This window comes from Paraburkholderia oxyphila NBRC 105797, from assembly GCF_000685075.1.
GTDB lineage: Bacteria > Pseudomonadota > Gammaproteobacteria > Burkholderiales > Burkholderiaceae > Paraburkholderia > Paraburkholderia oxyphila.
The window spans coordinates 14,744-31,475 of the sequence record NZ_BAYD01000040.1 but is presented as its reverse complement, the minus strand read 5'-3'; the positions used below and the strand labels follow the sequence as shown (position 1 = coordinate 31,475).

At 62.9% G+C, this 16,732-nt stretch carries 10 protein-coding genes and 1 pseudogene; 6 read left to right on the top strand and 5 right to left on the bottom strand.

From position 1 onward, the window contains the following. Positions 1–25: 25 nt before the first annotated feature. The 5 genes and pseudogenes from BO1_RS23695 to BO1_RS23675 form a co-directional block, all read right to left on the bottom strand. Positions 26–952, bottom strand: a complete 927-nt coding sequence (locus BO1_RS23695) for a 2-hydroxyacid dehydrogenase (protein WP_028219681.1) — start codon at positions 950–952, stop codon at positions 26–28. 33 nt (positions 953–985) lie between these two features. Further along, a pseudogene (locus BO1_RS52410) lies at positions 986–1,612 on the bottom strand (GNAT family N-acetyltransferase); the annotation flags it as partial. Between the two features lie 183 nt (positions 1,613–1,795). Beyond that, positions 1,796–3,268, bottom strand: a complete 1,473-nt coding sequence (locus BO1_RS23685) for an NAD-dependent succinate-semialdehyde dehydrogenase (protein WP_028219680.1) — start codon at positions 3,266–3,268, stop codon at positions 1,796–1,798. A 213-nt stretch (positions 3,269–3,481) separates the two neighbouring features. Next, positions 3,482–6,520: an FAD-binding and (Fe-S)-binding domain-containing protein gene (locus BO1_RS52405; protein WP_322788539.1), complete on the bottom strand. Its 3,039-nt coding sequence runs from the start codon at positions 6,518–6,520 to the stop codon at positions 3,482–3,484. 104 nt (positions 6,521–6,624) lie between these two features. Beyond that, on the bottom strand, positions 6,625–8,190 hold the full coding sequence (locus BO1_RS23675; RefSeq protein WP_028219679.1) for a PucR family transcriptional regulator: 1,566 nt from the start codon (positions 8,188–8,190) through the stop codon (positions 6,625–6,627). A 242-nt stretch (positions 8,191–8,432) separates the two neighbouring features. Here BO1_RS23675 and gabT point away from each other — a divergent pair, with 242 nt between their 5' ends. From gabT to BO1_RS23645, 6 genes are all read left to right on the top strand, one after another. Then, positions 8,433–9,731 carry a 4-aminobutyrate--2-oxoglutarate transaminase gene (gene gabT, locus BO1_RS23670; RefSeq protein ID WP_028219678.1) on the top strand — a complete coding sequence of 433 codons (1,299 nt, stop codon included), beginning with the start codon at positions 8,433–8,435 and terminating at the stop codon, positions 9,729–9,731. A gap of 68 nt (positions 9,732–9,799) precedes the next feature. Further along, complete coding sequence (locus BO1_RS23665) at positions 9,800–11,074, top strand: NAD(P)/FAD-dependent oxidoreductase (RefSeq protein ID WP_028219677.1); 1,275 nt, start codon at positions 9,800–9,802, stop codon at positions 11,072–11,074. A gap of 54 nt (positions 11,075–11,128) precedes the next feature. Next, positions 11,129–12,745, top strand: coding sequence for an ABC transporter substrate-binding protein (locus tag BO1_RS23660; RefSeq protein ID WP_028219676.1), 1,617 nt, complete (start codon positions 11,129–11,131; stop codon positions 12,743–12,745). A 121-nt stretch (positions 12,746–12,866) separates the two neighbouring features. After that, positions 12,867–13,823: an ABC transporter permease gene (locus BO1_RS23655; RefSeq protein WP_028219675.1), complete on the top strand. Its 957-nt coding sequence runs from the start codon at positions 12,867–12,869 to the stop codon at positions 13,821–13,823. Next, complete coding sequence (locus BO1_RS23650; protein ID WP_028219674.1) at positions 13,820–14,770, top strand: ABC transporter permease; 951 nt, start codon at positions 13,820–13,822, stop codon at positions 14,768–14,770. Before BO1_RS23655 ends, BO1_RS23650 begins: the two co-directional genes overlap by 4 nt. Then, positions 14,767–16,611: an ABC transporter ATP-binding protein gene (locus BO1_RS23645; protein ID WP_028219673.1), complete on the top strand. Its 1,845-nt coding sequence runs from the start codon at positions 14,767–14,769 to the stop codon at positions 16,609–16,611. Before BO1_RS23650 ends, BO1_RS23645 begins: the two co-directional genes overlap by 4 nt. Positions 16,612–16,732: the final 121 nt, after the last annotated feature.

The following is a 16,732-nucleotide window of genomic DNA, read 5'->3' as shown; positions in this document are numbered from 1 at the left end:
ACTACTTCATGCTTGAACTTGGACGCTAATACCCCCGAGTACGATCGATTTGCCCAAGCATGGTCAGCCCCGCACGATGGCGGCGCAAATTCTCCAGCACAACGTCGACGGCCGTTTCGGGGCGCGTGACGCTCGCGATATGCGGGGTGACGCGTACCCGCGGGTGACTCCAGAGCGGATGTCCTGCGGGCAACGGCTCGGGGTCGGTCACATCGAGAATGGCATGTTCAACTTGACCGCTATCGAGCGCGGTAAGCAGGTCTTCCTGCACAAGATGAGGGCCGCGCCCTGTCTGGATCAAGGAGGCCCCGTGCGGTAGATTCGCGAACAGCCTTGCATTCAGAATGCCACGCGTGGCGGGCGTCAGGGGCAACAGACAGATCAGGATGTCAGTGCGCGCCACAAAGGCATCGAGCGCATTGGCGCCCGCGTAACACTGGACGCCGGATATTTGCCGTGGCGACCGGCTCCAGCCCGCGCACTCGAAGCCGAAAAGCCGCAGTCGCTCCAGCACGGCGACGCCGAGCACGCCCAGACCAAGCACCCCGACCCGCCGCGACGCCGCAGCGCGCACTGGTGCTTCGCGCCAGATCTGTTGTTGTTGTTGATTCGCATAGACGAACAGATCGCGATGCAGCGTCAGTACTGCTTGGGTTACATATTCGACCATCCCTTCGACGATGCCCGGTTCGATCATCCGGACCACCGGCACGTGCTCCGGCACGCCGGACAGGTCGAACTGGTCGACCCCTGCACCGATCGAAAACACGACTTCGAGATTCGGCAGCGTGCGGGCCGGGTCTTCCGGCGGTTGCCAGGCGGCCAGGTAACGGATCTCGGCCGGATCGCCGACGTCGGGCCAGATGCGAAACGGTACATCGGGCGCTTTCTGCGCAAAGAGCGCTGCCCACTGGGCGCCGCGTGTGGGATCAGCCTTGTAGAGAAAAGTCATGGCGTGTCAGCAAAGTGCCTCGTTGACTATATGGGGCGCGATGACCGGGCCGATTGTGCGTCCGCTGCCAAAACGGCGGAACAGCGAGAAGCCGATCAATTCACCACCGCGATCGAGCGCGATGCCGTCGGCGTTTCTGACCAGATCGGGCAGGATCTTGCTCCGGTCGAGCCCGCTCGCGCGCCGCGCAAGTTCCACGAGCCGCGTCATGTCGCTGGCGCAGAGTGGCCGCAATCGTTCCCCGCTCGGCAGCGCAATGAGGGGCGGCTGGAATGCGGCGCCTTGATGCTGGTCGATCTTGCCGGCCACGCGGAAGCCCAGCTTTTCGTGGAGGGAACGCCCGGTGTCTGTCGCATGCACGAAGGTAACCCGCGAACCGAGAGCTTCGAGCGCGAGCTTTGTCAGCTTCCTGCCCAGGCCACGCCGGCGGTATGCCGGCGAGACGGTGACCATCCCCAGGGACGCGAATGTCGCGCCATGTGTCCAGCACAGCGCGGCGCCGATCACGGCGCTGCCGTCGAGCGCGACGAACCCTGTGCCTGCTCGCGCCATGAAGCGCCAGTCCTCCGCGCGAAGCGGCCACTTGTGTCTGGCCGTGAGAGCTTGCGCAGACGAGACGTCGTTGTCAGTGAAGTGTCTGTAGGTGATGGGCACGGACAAGCCTTTCCTTCGGATATGTAGAGCGTATTGGGCCGCGAGGCTGCACTGACGGCGAGACTGGAACGCGCGTCTGTCTTGTCGCGTTCCAGCTCTGACGGCTGCGAGTTGTTGCACGAGATGCAGGAGTACGGTCATTCCTGGGTGGGCCACAGCATGGCCCCGCACGACCCTTGTTCAGCCAGTTCAGTCGAGACCGCCCTGGCAGAGATACTTGATCGACAGGTAATCGTCGAGACCGTACTTCGAGCCTTCCCGCCCGTAGCCCGATTCCTTGACGCCGCCGAACGGCGCCGCTTCGCTGGCAACTGCCCCTTCGTTGACGCCGATTACGCCGGCTTCCAGCTGGCGTCCCACTCGCTCGATGCGGCGGATATCCCGGGTGTAGAAATACGCGGCCAGGCCAAAGGGTGTGTCGTTTGCGAAACGAATGGCTTCGGCTTCGTCTTCGAAGCGGAAAAGCGGGGCGACGGGCCCGAACGTCTCTTCGCTGCAAACCAGCATGCCATCTTTCGCTCCCGCCAGAACGGTCGGCGCGTAGTAGTTCGCGCCAAGTTCCGTCAGGCGCTTGCCGCCAACCAGAACGCTGGCGCCATGGCTCACGGCGTCGTCGACGTGAAGGGCAATCTTGTCGATCGCACGGGCATTGATCATCGGCCCGATTTGCGCGTCGGGATCCGTTGCTGGCGCGACCTTCAGCGCAGCAACCCGCTTGCTCAGCAGATCGGCGAAGCGGCCATAGACGCCCGCCTGCACGTAAATGCGGTTGGGGCACACACAGGTTTGCCCGCCATTGCGGAATTTCGCCGCCATCACGCCAGTCACCGCGGCGTCCAGATCGGCGTCGTCGAAGACGATGAACGGTGCGTTGCCGCCGAGTTCGAGCGACAGCTTTTTGAGGGTGCCGGCGGATTCGCGTGCGAGATGCTTGCCTACCGCGGTCGAGCCGGTGAAAGTGATCTTGCGGATACGCTCGTCTGAAAGCCAGTCCGCTACCGCCTCGATTCCATACTCGCGTGACGCTGACAGCATGTTCAGCACACCGTCCGGCACGCCAGCTTCCTGTGCCAGAGCAGCGAGCGCAAGCGCGGTGAGCGGTGTGTCTTCAGCGGGTTTTGCCACGACCGTGCAACCGGCCGCGAGAGCGGGTGCGATCTTGCGCGCAATCATGGCAAGAGGAAAGTTCCATGGTGTGATGGCTGCGACGATGCCCACCGGCTCCTTGATTGCGCTCATGCGCTTGCCGCGTTGCTGCTGTGGAATCAGATCACCGTAAATGCGGGTGGCTTCGTCCGCGAACCACGCGACATAGGATGCGCCGTAGGCTACCTCGCCGCGGCTTTCGGCCATCGGCTTGCCTTGCTCCATCGACATCAGCTTCGCGAGGTCTTCCGAAGTTGCGACGATCAATGCGTGCCAGCGGCGCAGGATCTCCGCGCGCTCCCTGGGCAAGCGATCGCGCCAGTCCTTGAACGCCTTGGCAGCTGCATCGGCAGCGGCACGTGCGTCTGCCGCAGTGCTGTTCGCCACCTCGACGATCGTCTCGCCAGTTGCCGGATTCGTCACCGGGAAGCGTGCCGCGCCCGCGGCGTCGACCCACTTGCCGCCGATGAGGTTTTGGCTGCGCATCAGATCGCCGCGTGTGAGTTTGAGAGACATGGGAAGTTCTCCATCGGTTTTCACAAGAGCCGGCTCGATGCGGCTTTTGCGCAGCGATCCGGTCGGATTCTTCGTTGGTATGTACGTCACAGCGCTGCCCGCATGGCGAGCTTTCCGACTACTTCGTCGAACATCTTCTCGACGCGCTCGAACCTCAGATACGGCCGCTGCCCGACAAGGCAGGCGCGCCGACGCTCGCGAGGATCACGTCATTCACGCTTCCCCCTGCTGTTCGGTGGCCGTCGCCAGTGGCTGCTCGTGTGGCAGGTCATGGCGGCCGCGGCGGTCGAGCCATTGGGCAAGATGGATCGCGGTTCGGCCAGTCGTATTGCGAATTTGCGACCGGCAACTGAAGCCATCGCTGACAATCACCGCCCCATCCGGCAACTTGTTGAGCACAGGGACGAGTTCCGACTCGGCCACCGTCTTCGCGACGTCGGCCGTACGTGTGTGATAGCCGTATGCGCCGGCCATTCCACAGCAGCCGGTAGGCAGGACGCCGCGGTCCCCGGTCGTATGCCTGAGCAACGCTGCTTCGGCCTGCATGCCACCGCAGGCTTTTTGGTGGCAGTGGCCATGCACGTGCACCGATTCGTCGAGTCGCGGCAACGCGACGCCCCTCTCCTGCAGAAGTTCAGCCAGCGTCTTGACCGATCGCGCCAATGCCGACGCGCGGGCATCCTGCGGAAATAGCGCGCGAAGCTCGTCACGAAACACGGACAGGCAACTGGGTTCAAGGACGACGACGGGTGTTTGCGCGTCGATCACGTCGCTCATGGCCGTCATGATCCTCTGCAGATTGTCGCGGGCGTGGTCGAGCATGCCCGCGTCGTAGAACGGTCGGCCGCAGCAGATCTGCCGGCTCAAAAGCTGGACGACAAATCCGTGCGTGCGCAATACCCGGACTGCGGCTTCCAGTACAGCAGGGGAAAAGCCGTTGTTGAATGTATCTGTCCACAGGAACACGCGAGCGTTCGCGGCTTGACGGCTGGTGTGGTCCGATGCCAGCAATTGCCTGGCAGTCGCGCTGTTCCGGAAGCTTTGCCTCGCAATCGACGGAAATGGCACACCGTCGGCAAGGCCGGCATACTTCACCAGCTTGCGCAGGGTACGATTGCGCATCAGGCGATTGAGCGCGCCGCTCATATGTGTCGCCGCCGGCAGCCACGTGCCAATGCGTCCGATCATCGCGTCCATCAGCGGGCGGCGCCGGGTCTTGAAGTGCTCGTACAGGAAATGGCTCTTGTATGTCGCAATATCGACATGGGTCGGACAGTCGCTGCGGCAGCCCTTGCAGGCGAGGCAGTGGTCGAGTGAATCCTTGACCGCTTCGCTTTGCCAGCCGTCCTCGATGACCTCGCCTTTGAGCAATTCGAAGAGCAGCCGTGCGCGCCCACGCGTGGAGTATTGCTCTTCATGGGTGGCGCGAAAGCTCGGGCACATGGTTCCGCCTTCAAGCGAGCGGCACTTGCCCATGCCGATGCAGCGTTCGGTCGCGCGCGCGAAACTGTCCGCGCCGCTCAGGTTGCCAAAGCTGAAATGGCTGGCGGTTTCGACCCGCCGGTAGGTTGGGCCAAGACGGAGGTTCTCGTCGACCGGCATCGCATCGATCAGCTTGCCGGGATTCATGCGGCCTTGCGGATCCCAGATCGCCTTGAATGCGCGAAACGCGTCCATCAGCTCGGGTGAGTACATCAGGGACAGCAATTCGCCTTTGGCCTGTCCATCGCCATGCTCGCCGGACAGCGAGCCTTCGTATTTGATGACCAGTTGCGCGGCTTCGACGAGAAACTCGCGCCACCTTTGAATGCCTCGCGCGTCACGCAGATCGAAGGTGATACGCGAGTGGATGCAGCCGTCGCCGAAGTGGCCATACAGGTTCGTCGTGTAGCCATAGTGCTCGACCAGCGCCGAGAATTCACGCAGATAGGCGCCGAGGAGGCGTGGCTCGACGGCGGCATCCTCCCAGCCGACCACCGGATCCGGCTTTGACGGATCGTCACCGATTGAAGTCGCCGAAGCGCCGGTTTCGCGCACCGACCACAGGCGCTTCATGAGGCCGGATTCGGTCACGACACGCGCTGCAGGCTGGCCAGGCAGGAACGGTGCGAGCGCTGCCGCGCGTTCCGCCAGCGCCGCGCATTCCGCTTCGCTCGACGCACCGAATTCGACCATCAGCCAGGCGTTGCCCTGAGGCAATTCAGCGATATCAGCTAGCGCGAGCCCGCGCTCTCTCAAGCCCCCGACGATGCCTGTGTCGAGCCCTTCCATCGCGATCGGGCCGAGGGGGAGCAACTGCGGAACGCAGTCCGCGGCGTCAAAGATCGTCGGAAAGCCGAATACGACCAGGTTACGATATGACGGATTGGTCACGAGCGCGGTTTTGGCTCGCAGCACCGAGACACAGGTGCCCTCCGAGCCGACCAGCGCGCGGGCAATGTTAAAGCCGTTTTCGGGCAACAACTGGTCCAGGCTGTAGCCGGATACGCGACGTTTCAAGCTGGGGAACCCCGCGCGGATTGCATCGCCATATTGCTCGACCAGCTTCAGCAGGGCGGTGACGATCTCGGCACGGCGGCCGCCGGCGGCCAGATGCTCCGCCAGGGCTTCATTGTCGGTGGGGCCAACCCAGAAGCGTGCCCCGTCGTAGGTCAGAATTTCAAGTGCTTCGATGTTTTCGGCGGTCTTGCCCGCCATCACCGAATGGGCGCCGCATGAATTATTGCCTACCATCCCGCCGATCGTGCAGCGGCTATGGGTAGCCGGGTCGGGCCCGAACGTGAGTCCGTGAACGGCTGCGGCGTCCTTCAACTGATCGCAGATCACGCCAGGCTGTACGGTCGCCACGCGCCCGGCAACGTCGATCGCTTCAATGCCGGTGAGATACCTGGACGCCTCGATCACGACCGCCACATTGACGGACTGGCCGCACATCGATGTGCCCGCGCCGCGCGTCAACACGGGTACGCCGGCATCATGGCAAGCGCGCATGATCTCGACGACGTCGTCGATCGTGCGTGGCACGACGACGCCAAGGGGCACCTGACGGTAATTCGACGCTTCCGATGCGTAGGCTGCCCGCGAGCCCGCGTCGAACTTCACCTCGGCACGCGTGGCGCTTTTGATGCGGTGTTCAAGCGCGAGCAGGACGTTAAGATCGTACCGGGGTGGGGCGCCACGAGTTTTCATTGATTCACGCTCAAATCGTTGACGCGAGGCGTTGAGTTGAGTCGCCTCCGCGTTGCCTTCCAAACCGCACTCGCCATGATCGCCGGCGTGTGAGTACGACAGTTGGTAAGCGGATTTAAGCGTGAAGAAAAGTCGCGGTCATCCTATGAAACGTAGGAATAAGCAAGTCATTCTTCGCGAAGCTGGTAGAGTGCCATTGCCACCTGTACCTGAAAGCGCACCTTGGGGTCCTCGAGCGACACGTTCAGGATGCTCTCGATCCGCTCCAGCCGGTATCGCAGCGTACTGATGTGAATGCCGAGTGCCCTGGCGGTGCTGGCAAGCTGGAAACCCTCCTCAGTCAGGGTATGGAGCGTCTCCAGCATGGATTCGCCGCGGCGCTTTTCGGTCAGGGGCCCGATCAATCTGTCGATCAGCATGTCGCGCGCGTTGGCATCGCCGAGCAGGGCGCGAGGAAACAGGATCTCGTCGAATTGATGCAGACGGCCCGGGCGCAACGTCGGCAGCAGGGCATCGACGTCCTGCGCCCCGATCGCCATGCCCTGTACGCCGGTATGCACACGGCTGACAGCCATTGCAGCGCCGCGATCGGATATCGCTTCCCAGATGCTCTCCGGCCCGATGTCCGCGGGCAAGATCAGTTTGATCTGGTTGAGCCAGAGGACCATGAGCTCAGGCTGTTTCCTCAAACGCAACTGGCGCTTCAGAAGCTCGACCCAGCGCTCGCGCCGCTGCAGCCCTTCGGGCGTGAGCGGAATAGGTTCGTCAAGCAGGATCAGGCATACGCGATAGGGTTTGGAGTCGCTCCAGCCGTAGACCCGGGCACGTTCGAGCGCGTTCGCCGAAGCCGAAAACTCTCCGTCGAGCAGGCCCGCGACGAGCGCATAGCCAAGCCGGTCTTCCTGCTCCGTGAGCTGCCTCTGATGCATCATGTGCAGCGCTGCAACCACACTCGCGTGTTCGATCGCCCGTGCGTCCAGTTCCTGCGCTTCGCAGCCGGCCAGATCAAGCCAGATCAGTGCGACGATGGCATCGTGAAGACGCACGGGCAGGCTCAGGCAGTGGCTGCCGTGCTCGGTGTCGAACTTGACGACGGACGGACGTTGCGCGTTCCTGGGGTCCACAGATATCCCGGGGCTTTCCACGGCCCGCACGAATTGGGCCTCACGCTGCGCCAGGACCTCCGGGGAATCGGATCCGCCTAACACGTGTCCCATCGGGTCAGTAAAGGTGACAGCCCGGCCGAGCAGACCTGTCATGGCACGCGCGATATCGGACAGGCTCGTGGCCGAGACGGCGGCGTTCGTCAACGCCCGGTGAAGCTGTTCGGAGCGCTCGATAATGTCGCCCTGGAAATTGATGATCTTCGCGAGGATTTCGTGCGTGACCTCGCTGAACGGTACCTCCCAGGGAAGCTCGAGCAGGGGCAGACCGACCTGGTCCGCTTCCTCCAGTGCCTCAGGAGGAAAGTGGTCGCGGAAATGAGGTACCGCCAGCACGACGCCAACCAGTCCGACCGCGCTCAACTTTCTGACCAGATCTCTTGATGCCGCCGCGCTGGTCGGCCAGTTATAGCCCGTTGTGAGCAACAATTCGCCTGCCTTGACCCAGTTCGCGATGTCCGGATGGTCGACCATATGAACCCACGTTATCTCGCGCTCCAGACAGCCGTTGCCGGCTACGACGCTGGCTTCACGAAGAATGGTTTCGCGGATCGCCGTGTCGAGTTTCATGGGGGCTCCGTAGCTTCGTTGCCGTAGGGGGACATGCCGATCGCCCGCGTCGCGCCCGTTCGTTGGCACGGCCGGCGGCGCATCCGGTCGGTTCCGCATGGAACCGGAGGGAGTTTTCGCCTGTGGGCGAAACAGTGCAACGATAGAAAATATGAAAAAGCGGGTCGATTTTCCTACTCTTTGTAGATACCGGTCAATTTATTGTGTTCCTACGATGAGTTCATTCTTCGAGGGTGAACTTCATGGCGAAAAATCAGGATTTCGGTGACGACGTGGCCGCCACGCGCGGCGATTACGTGGCACGCGGTGTAGTGACAGCCCATCCGATTTCGGCACGGCGTGCCGCGGGTGCTTACTTATGGGATGCGGTGGGACGCAAATATCTGGACTTCGTGGGGGGGATCGGCGTGCTGAACGTCGGTCACAATCATCCGGCCGTGGTTTCTGCAGTGCAGCAACAGCTCGAGTCGTTTTCGCATGTCTGCTTCCAGGTCGTGGGCTACGACCCGTATGTGCGGCTTGCAGCACGCCTTTCCGAACTGGTTGCGCCTGGAGCGGGCTATAAGTCGGTGTTCCTCACGACCGGCGCCGAAGCGGTCGAGAACGCGATCAAGATTGCGCGTGGCTTCACCAACCGGCCCGGCGTGATTGCGTTCCGCGGCGGCTTTCATGGCCGCACGCTGCTCGGCATGACGCTCACCGGCATGAGCGCCCCGTACAAGCAGAACTTTGGGCCGTTCGCGCCGGACGTCTATCACGCCCCCTATCCGAACGCCTATCGCGGCGTGAGTACGGAAGATGCGCTGGCCGCGCTGCAGACCGTCTTCGATACGCAGATTGCCGCGGAACGTGTGGCCGCGATCATCATTGAACCGGTGCAGGGCGATGGCGGATTTCTTGCTGCGCCGCCGGAGTTCATGCAGGGATTGCGCGCGCTCACCCAGCAACACGGTATCGTGTTGATTGCCGACGAGATTCAGACCGGCTTTGGCCGTACCGGAAAAATGTTCGGCTTTGAGCACGCCGGCATCCAGCCGGATCTCGTGACTGTCGCCAAGAGTCTGGCCGGCGGCTTGCCGCTCTCGGGCGTGGTCGGCCGGGCCGACATCATGGATGCACCGCAACCGGGCGGCCTTGGCGGCACGTACGGCGGTAATCCGCTGGCGTGCGCAGCGGCGAATGCGGTGCTCGATATTTTCGAACAGGAAAATTTGCTCGAGCGCAGCCGGAAAATCGGCGCGCAACTGCGCCATGGTCTCGAATCGTTGCGCGAAACATACGACGAGATTGGCGAGATTCGTCAGGTCGGCGCCATGTGCGCGGTCGAGTTCGTGACGGATCGTGCGACGAAAGCCCCCGCAGCCGCGCTCGTGCAACGGGTGCTGGATGCCGCGCGCGAAGAGGGTTTGCTGCTGATCAAGTGCGGTGTCGAGCGCAACGTCGTGCGTTTTCTGGGCCCACTGACCGTTTCAGACCAGGACGTGGCCGAAGCCCTCCAGATGTTCGGGCGGGCGTTGAAAGCCACGATGCAGGTGAACTGACGAATGTCTCCAGTCGGTATGTACCTATTGCACTTGAACCTCGTGCGGCGCACCTGAGGAGACTGCGGATGAAACTCGACTCCTACTGGCTCGACACCGCCCCGCCGCTGCAGGCCGTTGCCGATGCGCCGGTGCAGGGCCGGGTCGACGTGGCCGTGATCGGTGGCGGATTCACTGGCCTGTCCGCGGCGCTTGCTCTTGCGCGGCGCGGCGCCTCGGTGGCCGTGCTGGACGCGGGACGTATCGGTGGCGGCGCGTCGGGGCGCAACGGCGGCCAGGTGAACACGGGTGTCGCGCAGGATTTCGCGTCCCTCGTCGCGCAGGTCGGCGTAGAGCGGGCCCGGGCCTGTTACCTGGCGTATGCGTCGGCCGTCGATACGGTCGAGCGGTTGATCCGCGAGGAGGGTATCGACTGCGACTATCTTCCCTCGGGCAAGCTGAAGCTCGCTTCAAAACCGCGTCACTTCGAATATCTGGCGAAGACGGCCGAGATCATCTATCGCGAAGTCGATCAGGACATCGAATTGATCGGCAGAGACCGCATTCGCGACGAAGTGCAGTCGGACAGCTTTCATGGTGGCCTGTTGCAACGCCACGGTGGCCAGATGCACATGGGACGTTTCGCCGTCGGCCTTGCAAACGCCGCCGTGCGCCATGGCGCGACGCTCCATGAGCACGCGCCCGTGTCGGCGATTTCAAGGAATGGTGGCGGATACCGGATCGTCTCGGAGCGCGGTGAGCTTGATGCAAAGCAGGTCTTCGTCGCGACGGGTCCGTCGCGGCACGGCCCCTTTGGCTGGTACCGCAGGCGTCTTGCGCCGGTGGGTTCGTTTATCGTCGTCACGGAGCCGCTTGCACCGGCGACGCTGGCGCGACTGCTGCCGAACCGGCGCGCGTATACGACCACGCGCCTGATGCACAACTACTTCCGGATCACGCCGGATTCTCGCCTGCTGTTCGGTGGCCGCGCGCGCTTTTCCGCATCGGAGCAACCCTCCGATGCCAGGAGCGGGCGGATCCTGCAACGGGGGCTCGCGGCGATGTTTCCGGAATTGGCGACGGCTCGCATTGACTATTGCTGGGGCGGTCTCGTCGACATGACGGTCGATCGTCTGCCGCGTGCGGGCCAGCATGACGGCATCTACTTCTCGATGGGCTACAGCGGACACGGCACGCAAATGTCAACCCACATGGGCCAGGTGATGGCGAATGTCATCGAGGGCAGAGGGGACGCGAACCCGTGGCGCGATTTGCCCTGGCCGGCAATTCCGGGTCACACCGGCAAGCCATGGTTCCTGCCCATCGTGGGCACGTATTACCGCATCAAAGACATTTTCTATTAAACAAGCCGGATCAAAAGCACCTGGTGACTACAAAGACAGTCGCGGAGAGAGTCAATGAGCAAGGAACATTCGCAATACGGTTTAAAGCAGCCCGACGCCGGTCTCGCGGGCTTGACGGCGAAGGGGGCGTCGCGTCGCGACGTGCTGCGCGCATTGACGGCCGCAGGCATCATGTCGCTGACCGGCGGCAGCCTGCTTGCCGCGAGCCGCCCGGCGCGCGCGCAAGGCACGCCGAGGCAGGGCGGCAAGGTTCGCGTGGCGACGCAATCCGCATCGACCGCGGATACACTCGATCCGGCCAGAGGTGCGCTCGGTACCGACTACGTACGCTGCTATTTCTTCTACAACGGCCTGACCGAACTCGATTCGCATCTGGGCGCGCAGATGTCGCTAGCTGAATCGCTCGATTCGAAAGATGCGATCGTCTGGGTCGCGAAGCTGCGCAAGGGCGTGCAGTTTCACGATGGCAAGCCGTTGGCACCGGCCGACGTGGTGTATTCACTCATGCGCCACAAGGACCCCGCCACTGCGTCGAAGGTGATGGCGGTCGCCGAGCAGTTCAAGGAAGTGAAGGCCACCGGGCCGAACGAAGTGACGATTACCTTGACGGGTGCAAACGCGGATTTGCCCGTCATTCTCGCCGATTCGCATTTCCTGATTGTCAAGGACGGCACCCGGAATTTCTCGACGGCAGTGGGCACGGGCCCCTTCAAGCTCAAGACGTTTGCGCCGGGCGTGAACACGGTAGGCGTCAGGAACGAGCACTACTGGAAGCCGGGCTTGCCGCATCTCGACGAGGTCGAACTGATTGGCATCAGCGACGAGTCCGCGCGCGTGAACGCGCTGCTTGCCGGCGACGTGCAACTGATCACTGCAGTCAGCCCCCGCTCGAGCGCACGCATCAAGAGTACGCCGGGATATACGGTGCTCGAGACGAAGACGGGGCAGTACACGGACCTGATCATGCGCGACGAGGGTGGAATTACCGGTAATCAGGATTTTCGTATGGGCATGAAGTACCTGCAGAATCGCGAGCAGTTGAAGAGTGCGATATTCCAGGGCTACGGCGCGATCGGCAACGACCAACCCATCGATCCGACCAGCCGGTATTACTTCGCGGGTTTGCCGCAACGCGCCTTCGACCCGGATAAGGCGAAGTTTCATTTCCGCAAGGCAAATCTGGGCAACACGCCGCTCCAGGTGTTTGCCTCGCCAGCGGCCGCCGGATCGGTCGACATGGCCATCCTGCTTCAGCAGGCCGCGCAACAGGCGGGCGTGAACCTGCAGGTGAGCCGTGTGCCAGCGGATGGGTACTGGTCGAACCACTGGATGAAGCATCCGCTCGGCTATGGTGCGGTGAATGCCCGGCCGAGTCCTGATGTGTTGTTCACGCAATTCTTCAAGTCCGACGCGCCGTGGAACGAGGCGAACTGGAAGAGCGCGCAGTTCGACCAGATGCTGCTCGCCGCGCGTGGAGAGCGTGACGAGGCCAAGCGCAAGAAGATATACGGCGACATGCAAGTGCTGGTGAACGAGAGCGGTGGTATTGGCATTCCGATGTTCCTGAGCGTCCTCGATGCCCATACGACAAAGCTGCAGGGCCTTGGCTCGATTCCACTGGCCGGGCTGATGGGTTTCATGTTCGCAGAGCATGTGTGGTTGACGGCTTGAAGGACGTTACGCGGTAGCAACGCATTGTGGTCGCGCTGCCGGGCAACGCCCGCAGCGCCGACGACAGACGCAACCAAGCCGCGTCGATGGATACGAATTCTCGTGAAGGACATGAAATTCGATGAACGCACATGCACAAAGACTCATCGCCACGAGGCTCGGTCTGGCCTTGCTGACCTTGCTGCTGGTGTCGGCGGCTGTGTTTGGCATGACGGGCCTGTTGCCGGGCGATGCGGCCCAGCAGGCACTCGGTCAGGCCGCCACGCCCGAAGCCGTGGCGGCGTTGCGACATCAGTTCGGGCTTGATCAGCCTGCGCTACTGCGTTACGCCCACTGGCTGCTACATGTCGTGACTGGCGACTTTGGGACGTCGTTGTCAAACAGCATGCCGGTCAGCCAGCTCATCGCGTCGCGCTTGCCCAACTCGCTGATGCTGGCTGGGTTGACGACGCTGGTGTCGGTACCTGTCGCACTGCTGATTGGCATCCTGTCGGCGATGTTTCGCGGGTCGCTGCTTGATCGCGCGCTGAACGTCGTGACGCTTTCGACCGTCGCGGTTCCCGAGTTCCTGATCGCGACGATTGGCGTGCTGATTTTCGCGGTCAAACTGCGCTGGCTGCCCGCGCTGTCGTATCTCTCCGAGGTCACTTCGTTCGACGGCTTGCTGCGCATTTACGCCCTGCCCGTCATGACGCTGTGCTGCGTGATCGTGGCGCAGATGGCGCGCATGACGCGCGCCGCAGTGCTCGATCAGCTCAATTCTCCGTATGTCGAGATGGCAGTGCTCAAGGGCACCTCGCCTGTGTGGATCGTCTTGCGCCACATCTTGCCGAACACGATTGGACCGATCGCCAATGCGGTGGCGCTGAGTCTGTCCTACCTGTTTGGCGGCGTGGTGATCGTCGAGTCCATTTTCAACTATCCGGGCCTCGCGAGCCTGATGGTCGATGCCGTCACGAATCGCGATATGCCACTCGTGCAAGGGTGTGTGATGGTGTTCTGTGCGGCCTATCTGGTGCTCGTGCTCATTGCGGACCTGTGTCAAATCGTATCCAACCCGAGGCTGCGCCAACGATGAACCGTCCAGTCAACCCCCGGATTTCCGATGCCGGCACGGAGCTCTACGACATGCCCCGCGATGATCTGCTCGACGAGCCTTGCCCGCCCGACCTGGCTACACCACGGCAAGGGCCTTTCAGGCGGGTCGTGCGACGCCTGTCGGTGCTCGGCTTCGCGGGCCTTGTGATCGTCGTTTTCTGGCTCGTGGTGGCGTTCATCGGACCGCTCGTCGCGCCGTACAAGGGCGGCACGCTCACGTCGACCGAGATCTTCGGCGGCTTTAGCGCCGCAAACCCGCTCGGTACCGACTACCTTGGCCGCGACATGCTGAGCCGCATTCTCTACGGCACGCGCTACACGGTGGGCCTTGCGCTGGCCGCCGCGGTGGCGGCGAGCCTCATCGGAACCTTCTGCGGTCTGCTTGCGGCCGTGTCTGGCCGCTGGGTCGACGAAATCATGAGCCGCCTGTTCGATGCGCTCATTTCGATTCCGAGCAAGGTGCTCGCCCTGGTCGTGATCGCCGCATTCGGATCGTCGATTCCGGTACTGACAGCTGTGGCCGCGCTGGCGTATATCCCGGGGGCATTCCGCATTTCCCGTTCGCTTGCGGTGAATCTGATGACGCTTGAGTACGTGCAGGTCGCGAAAGCGCGCGGCGAAGGGCTCTTCTATATCGCCCGCAAAGAACTGTTGCCCAACATGATGCATCCGATGCTCGCCGATTTCGGGCTGCGCTTTGTGTTTATCGTGTTGCTGTTAAGCGGTCTGAGCTTTCTTGGACTTGGCGTGCAGCCGCCGAGCGCTGACTGGGGCTCACTCGTGCGCGAGAACATCGGTGGTCTCTCCGAAGGCGCACCCGCGGTGCTGATGCCCGCTGTGGCGATCGCCACATTGACCATTGGAATGAATCTGCTGATTGACAGTGTGCGCCGCCGTGGCGGGCGCGGACAGGGAGGTGCGCGATGAGTGCCGGCAACATGATCGAGGTCCGCGGATTGCGGGTTGTGGCGGGCGCGGCACCCGATCCGGTCATCGAGATCGTCAAGGGAGTGGACTTCTCGGTCAAAAAGGGCGAGGTGCTTGCCCTGATCGGCGAATCAGGCTCGGGCAAGACCACGATCGCGCTGTCATTGCTGGGCTACGCCCGCGCGGGCTGCACGATCAGCGGCGGTACCGTGCGGATTGGCGACGTCGATGTACTCTCGCTCGACCAGAAGGGGCGCCGCGCGCTGCGCGCGCGTACCGTCGCTTATGTGGCGCAAAGCGCTGCTGCGGGATTCAACCCTGCGCGCACGATCATGGATCAGGTGATCGAGCCGGCCCTGACGCATCGCGTGATGACGGGCGAAGCGGCGCGCGCGAAAGCAATCGAGCTGTTTCGCGCGCTGGCGTTGCCTGCGCCGGAAGCCATCGGTGCCCGATACCCGCATCAGGTGTCAGGTGGGCAGTTGCAACGCCTGATGGCTGCAATGGCGCTCATTACTGACCCCGCGGTGGTCGTGTTTGACGAACCGACGACGGCGCTTGACGTGACGACGCAGATCGAAGTGCTCGCCGCATTCAAGAAGGTCGTGCGCGAACTGGGCACGACCGCCGTGTATGTGTCGCACGATCTGGCCGTGGTCGCGCAGATGGCCGACCGCATCGTCGTGCTCAACGGCGGTGTCGTGAAGGAGAACGGCGCGGTCGCGCAGGTCCTCGAAGCCCCAGCCAACGCCTATACGCGGCAATTGCTTGATGCGTCGCGCCACGCGGAGCCCCCGCCGCACGCGCTGCAGCCCGAGCCCACCGCGATGCCGCCACTGCTCGAGATTCGTGGCCTGTCGGCCGGCTATGGACGCATTGACCGCTCCGGCGCGCCCGCAGTGCGTATTCTCGACGACGTCAGCCTGTCGATTCGGCGAGGCAAGACCCTGGGCGTGATCGGCGAGTCCGGATCCGGCAAGACTACGCTCGCCCGAGTCATTGCCGGACTGGTCGAGCGGGCAAGCGGCGAAGTGCTGTTCAACGGGACACCGTTACCGGCGCGGCTCTCGCAGCGTACGCAGGAGCAGTATCGGCAAATCCAGATCGTGTTCCAGAACGCGGATACTGCGATGAACCCGAGCCATACGATTGCCGAGATCCTCGGCCGTCCGCTCGACTTTTATCACTGTATACGTGGTGCGGCGGCGACCAGGCGGACACTGGAGTTGCTCGATCTGGTAAGGCTGCCCGCATCGGTTGCGAGGCGAACTCCGGCTGGTCTGTCGGGTGGCCAGAAGCAGCGTGTCAATCTTGCGCGTGCACTTGCCGCCAATCCGGCGTTGATCCTGTGTGACGAGGTGACGTCGGCGCTCGATACGGTCGTCGGTGCGGCGATTCTCGATTTGCTGGCCGAGTTGCGGTGCGAACTTGGCGTGTCGTACATGTTCATCAGCCACGACATTGCGACCGTGAAGGCGATCTGTGATGACGTGATTGTGCTGTACTCCGGCAGACGTGTCGAGGCAGGGCAGCGGGAGGTTCTGAAGGCACCGCCCCATCACCCGTATACGGGGCTGCTCGTCAACTCCGTGCCTGAACTCAAGCCGGGATGGCTCGACGCACGCCGTAACGTCGTCGGCGCGGCGCTGCCGCCACTTCGACCGGATATTCCACACAACGGCGAGCTATGCAGCTTCCGGGCGCGCTGTCCGGTCCGCATAGACGGTATGTGCAACGCAACCGCGCCGTCGCTCAAGAAGCTCCCGTCGGGTGCGGAAATCCTCTGTCATCACCCGGCCGTCGAATTGGGCCGTCTGCAAGCGCGGGAGCGCATGATATGAATGGCTGGAAAGTTGCCAGATTGTCCGCAACGAAGGTACAGGCGCGGCTCGCCCAGGATTGTCGCGGTGTCCCGTTCATGCATTCCGCGCTGCTGGCGCTCACGTCCAGACAGCGTTGTAT

Bases quoted from the DNA above. Each gene is read 5' to 3' on its own strand.
- BO1_RS23695 (WP_028219681.1), bottom strand. From the start codon at position 952: ATGACTTTTCTCTACAAGGCTGATCCCACACGCGGCGCCCAGTGGGCA.
- BO1_RS23685 (WP_028219680.1), bottom strand. From the start codon at position 3,268: ATGTCTCTCAAACTCACACGCGGCGATCTGATGCGCAGCCAAAACCTC.
- BO1_RS23675 (WP_028219679.1), bottom strand. From the start codon at position 8,190: ATGAAACTCGACACGGCGATCCGCGAAACCATTCTTCGTGAAGCCAGC.
- gabT (WP_028219678.1), top strand. From the start codon at position 8,433: ATGGCGAAAAATCAGGATTTCGGTGACGACGTGGCCGCCACGCGCGGC.
- BO1_RS23665 (WP_028219677.1), top strand. From the start codon at position 9,800: ATGAAACTCGACTCCTACTGGCTCGACACCGCCCCGCCGCTGCAGGCC.
- BO1_RS23660 (WP_028219676.1), top strand. From the start codon at position 11,129: ATGAGCAAGGAACATTCGCAATACGGTTTAAAGCAGCCCGACGCCGGT.
- BO1_RS23655 (WP_028219675.1), top strand. From the start codon at position 12,867: ATGAACGCACATGCACAAAGACTCATCGCCACGAGGCTCGGTCTGGCC.
- BO1_RS23650 (WP_028219674.1), top strand. From the start codon at position 13,820: ATGAACCGTCCAGTCAACCCCCGGATTTCCGATGCCGGCACGGAGCTC.
- BO1_RS23645 (WP_028219673.1), top strand. From the start codon at position 14,767: ATGAGTGCCGGCAACATGATCGAGGTCCGCGGATTGCGGGTTGTGGCG.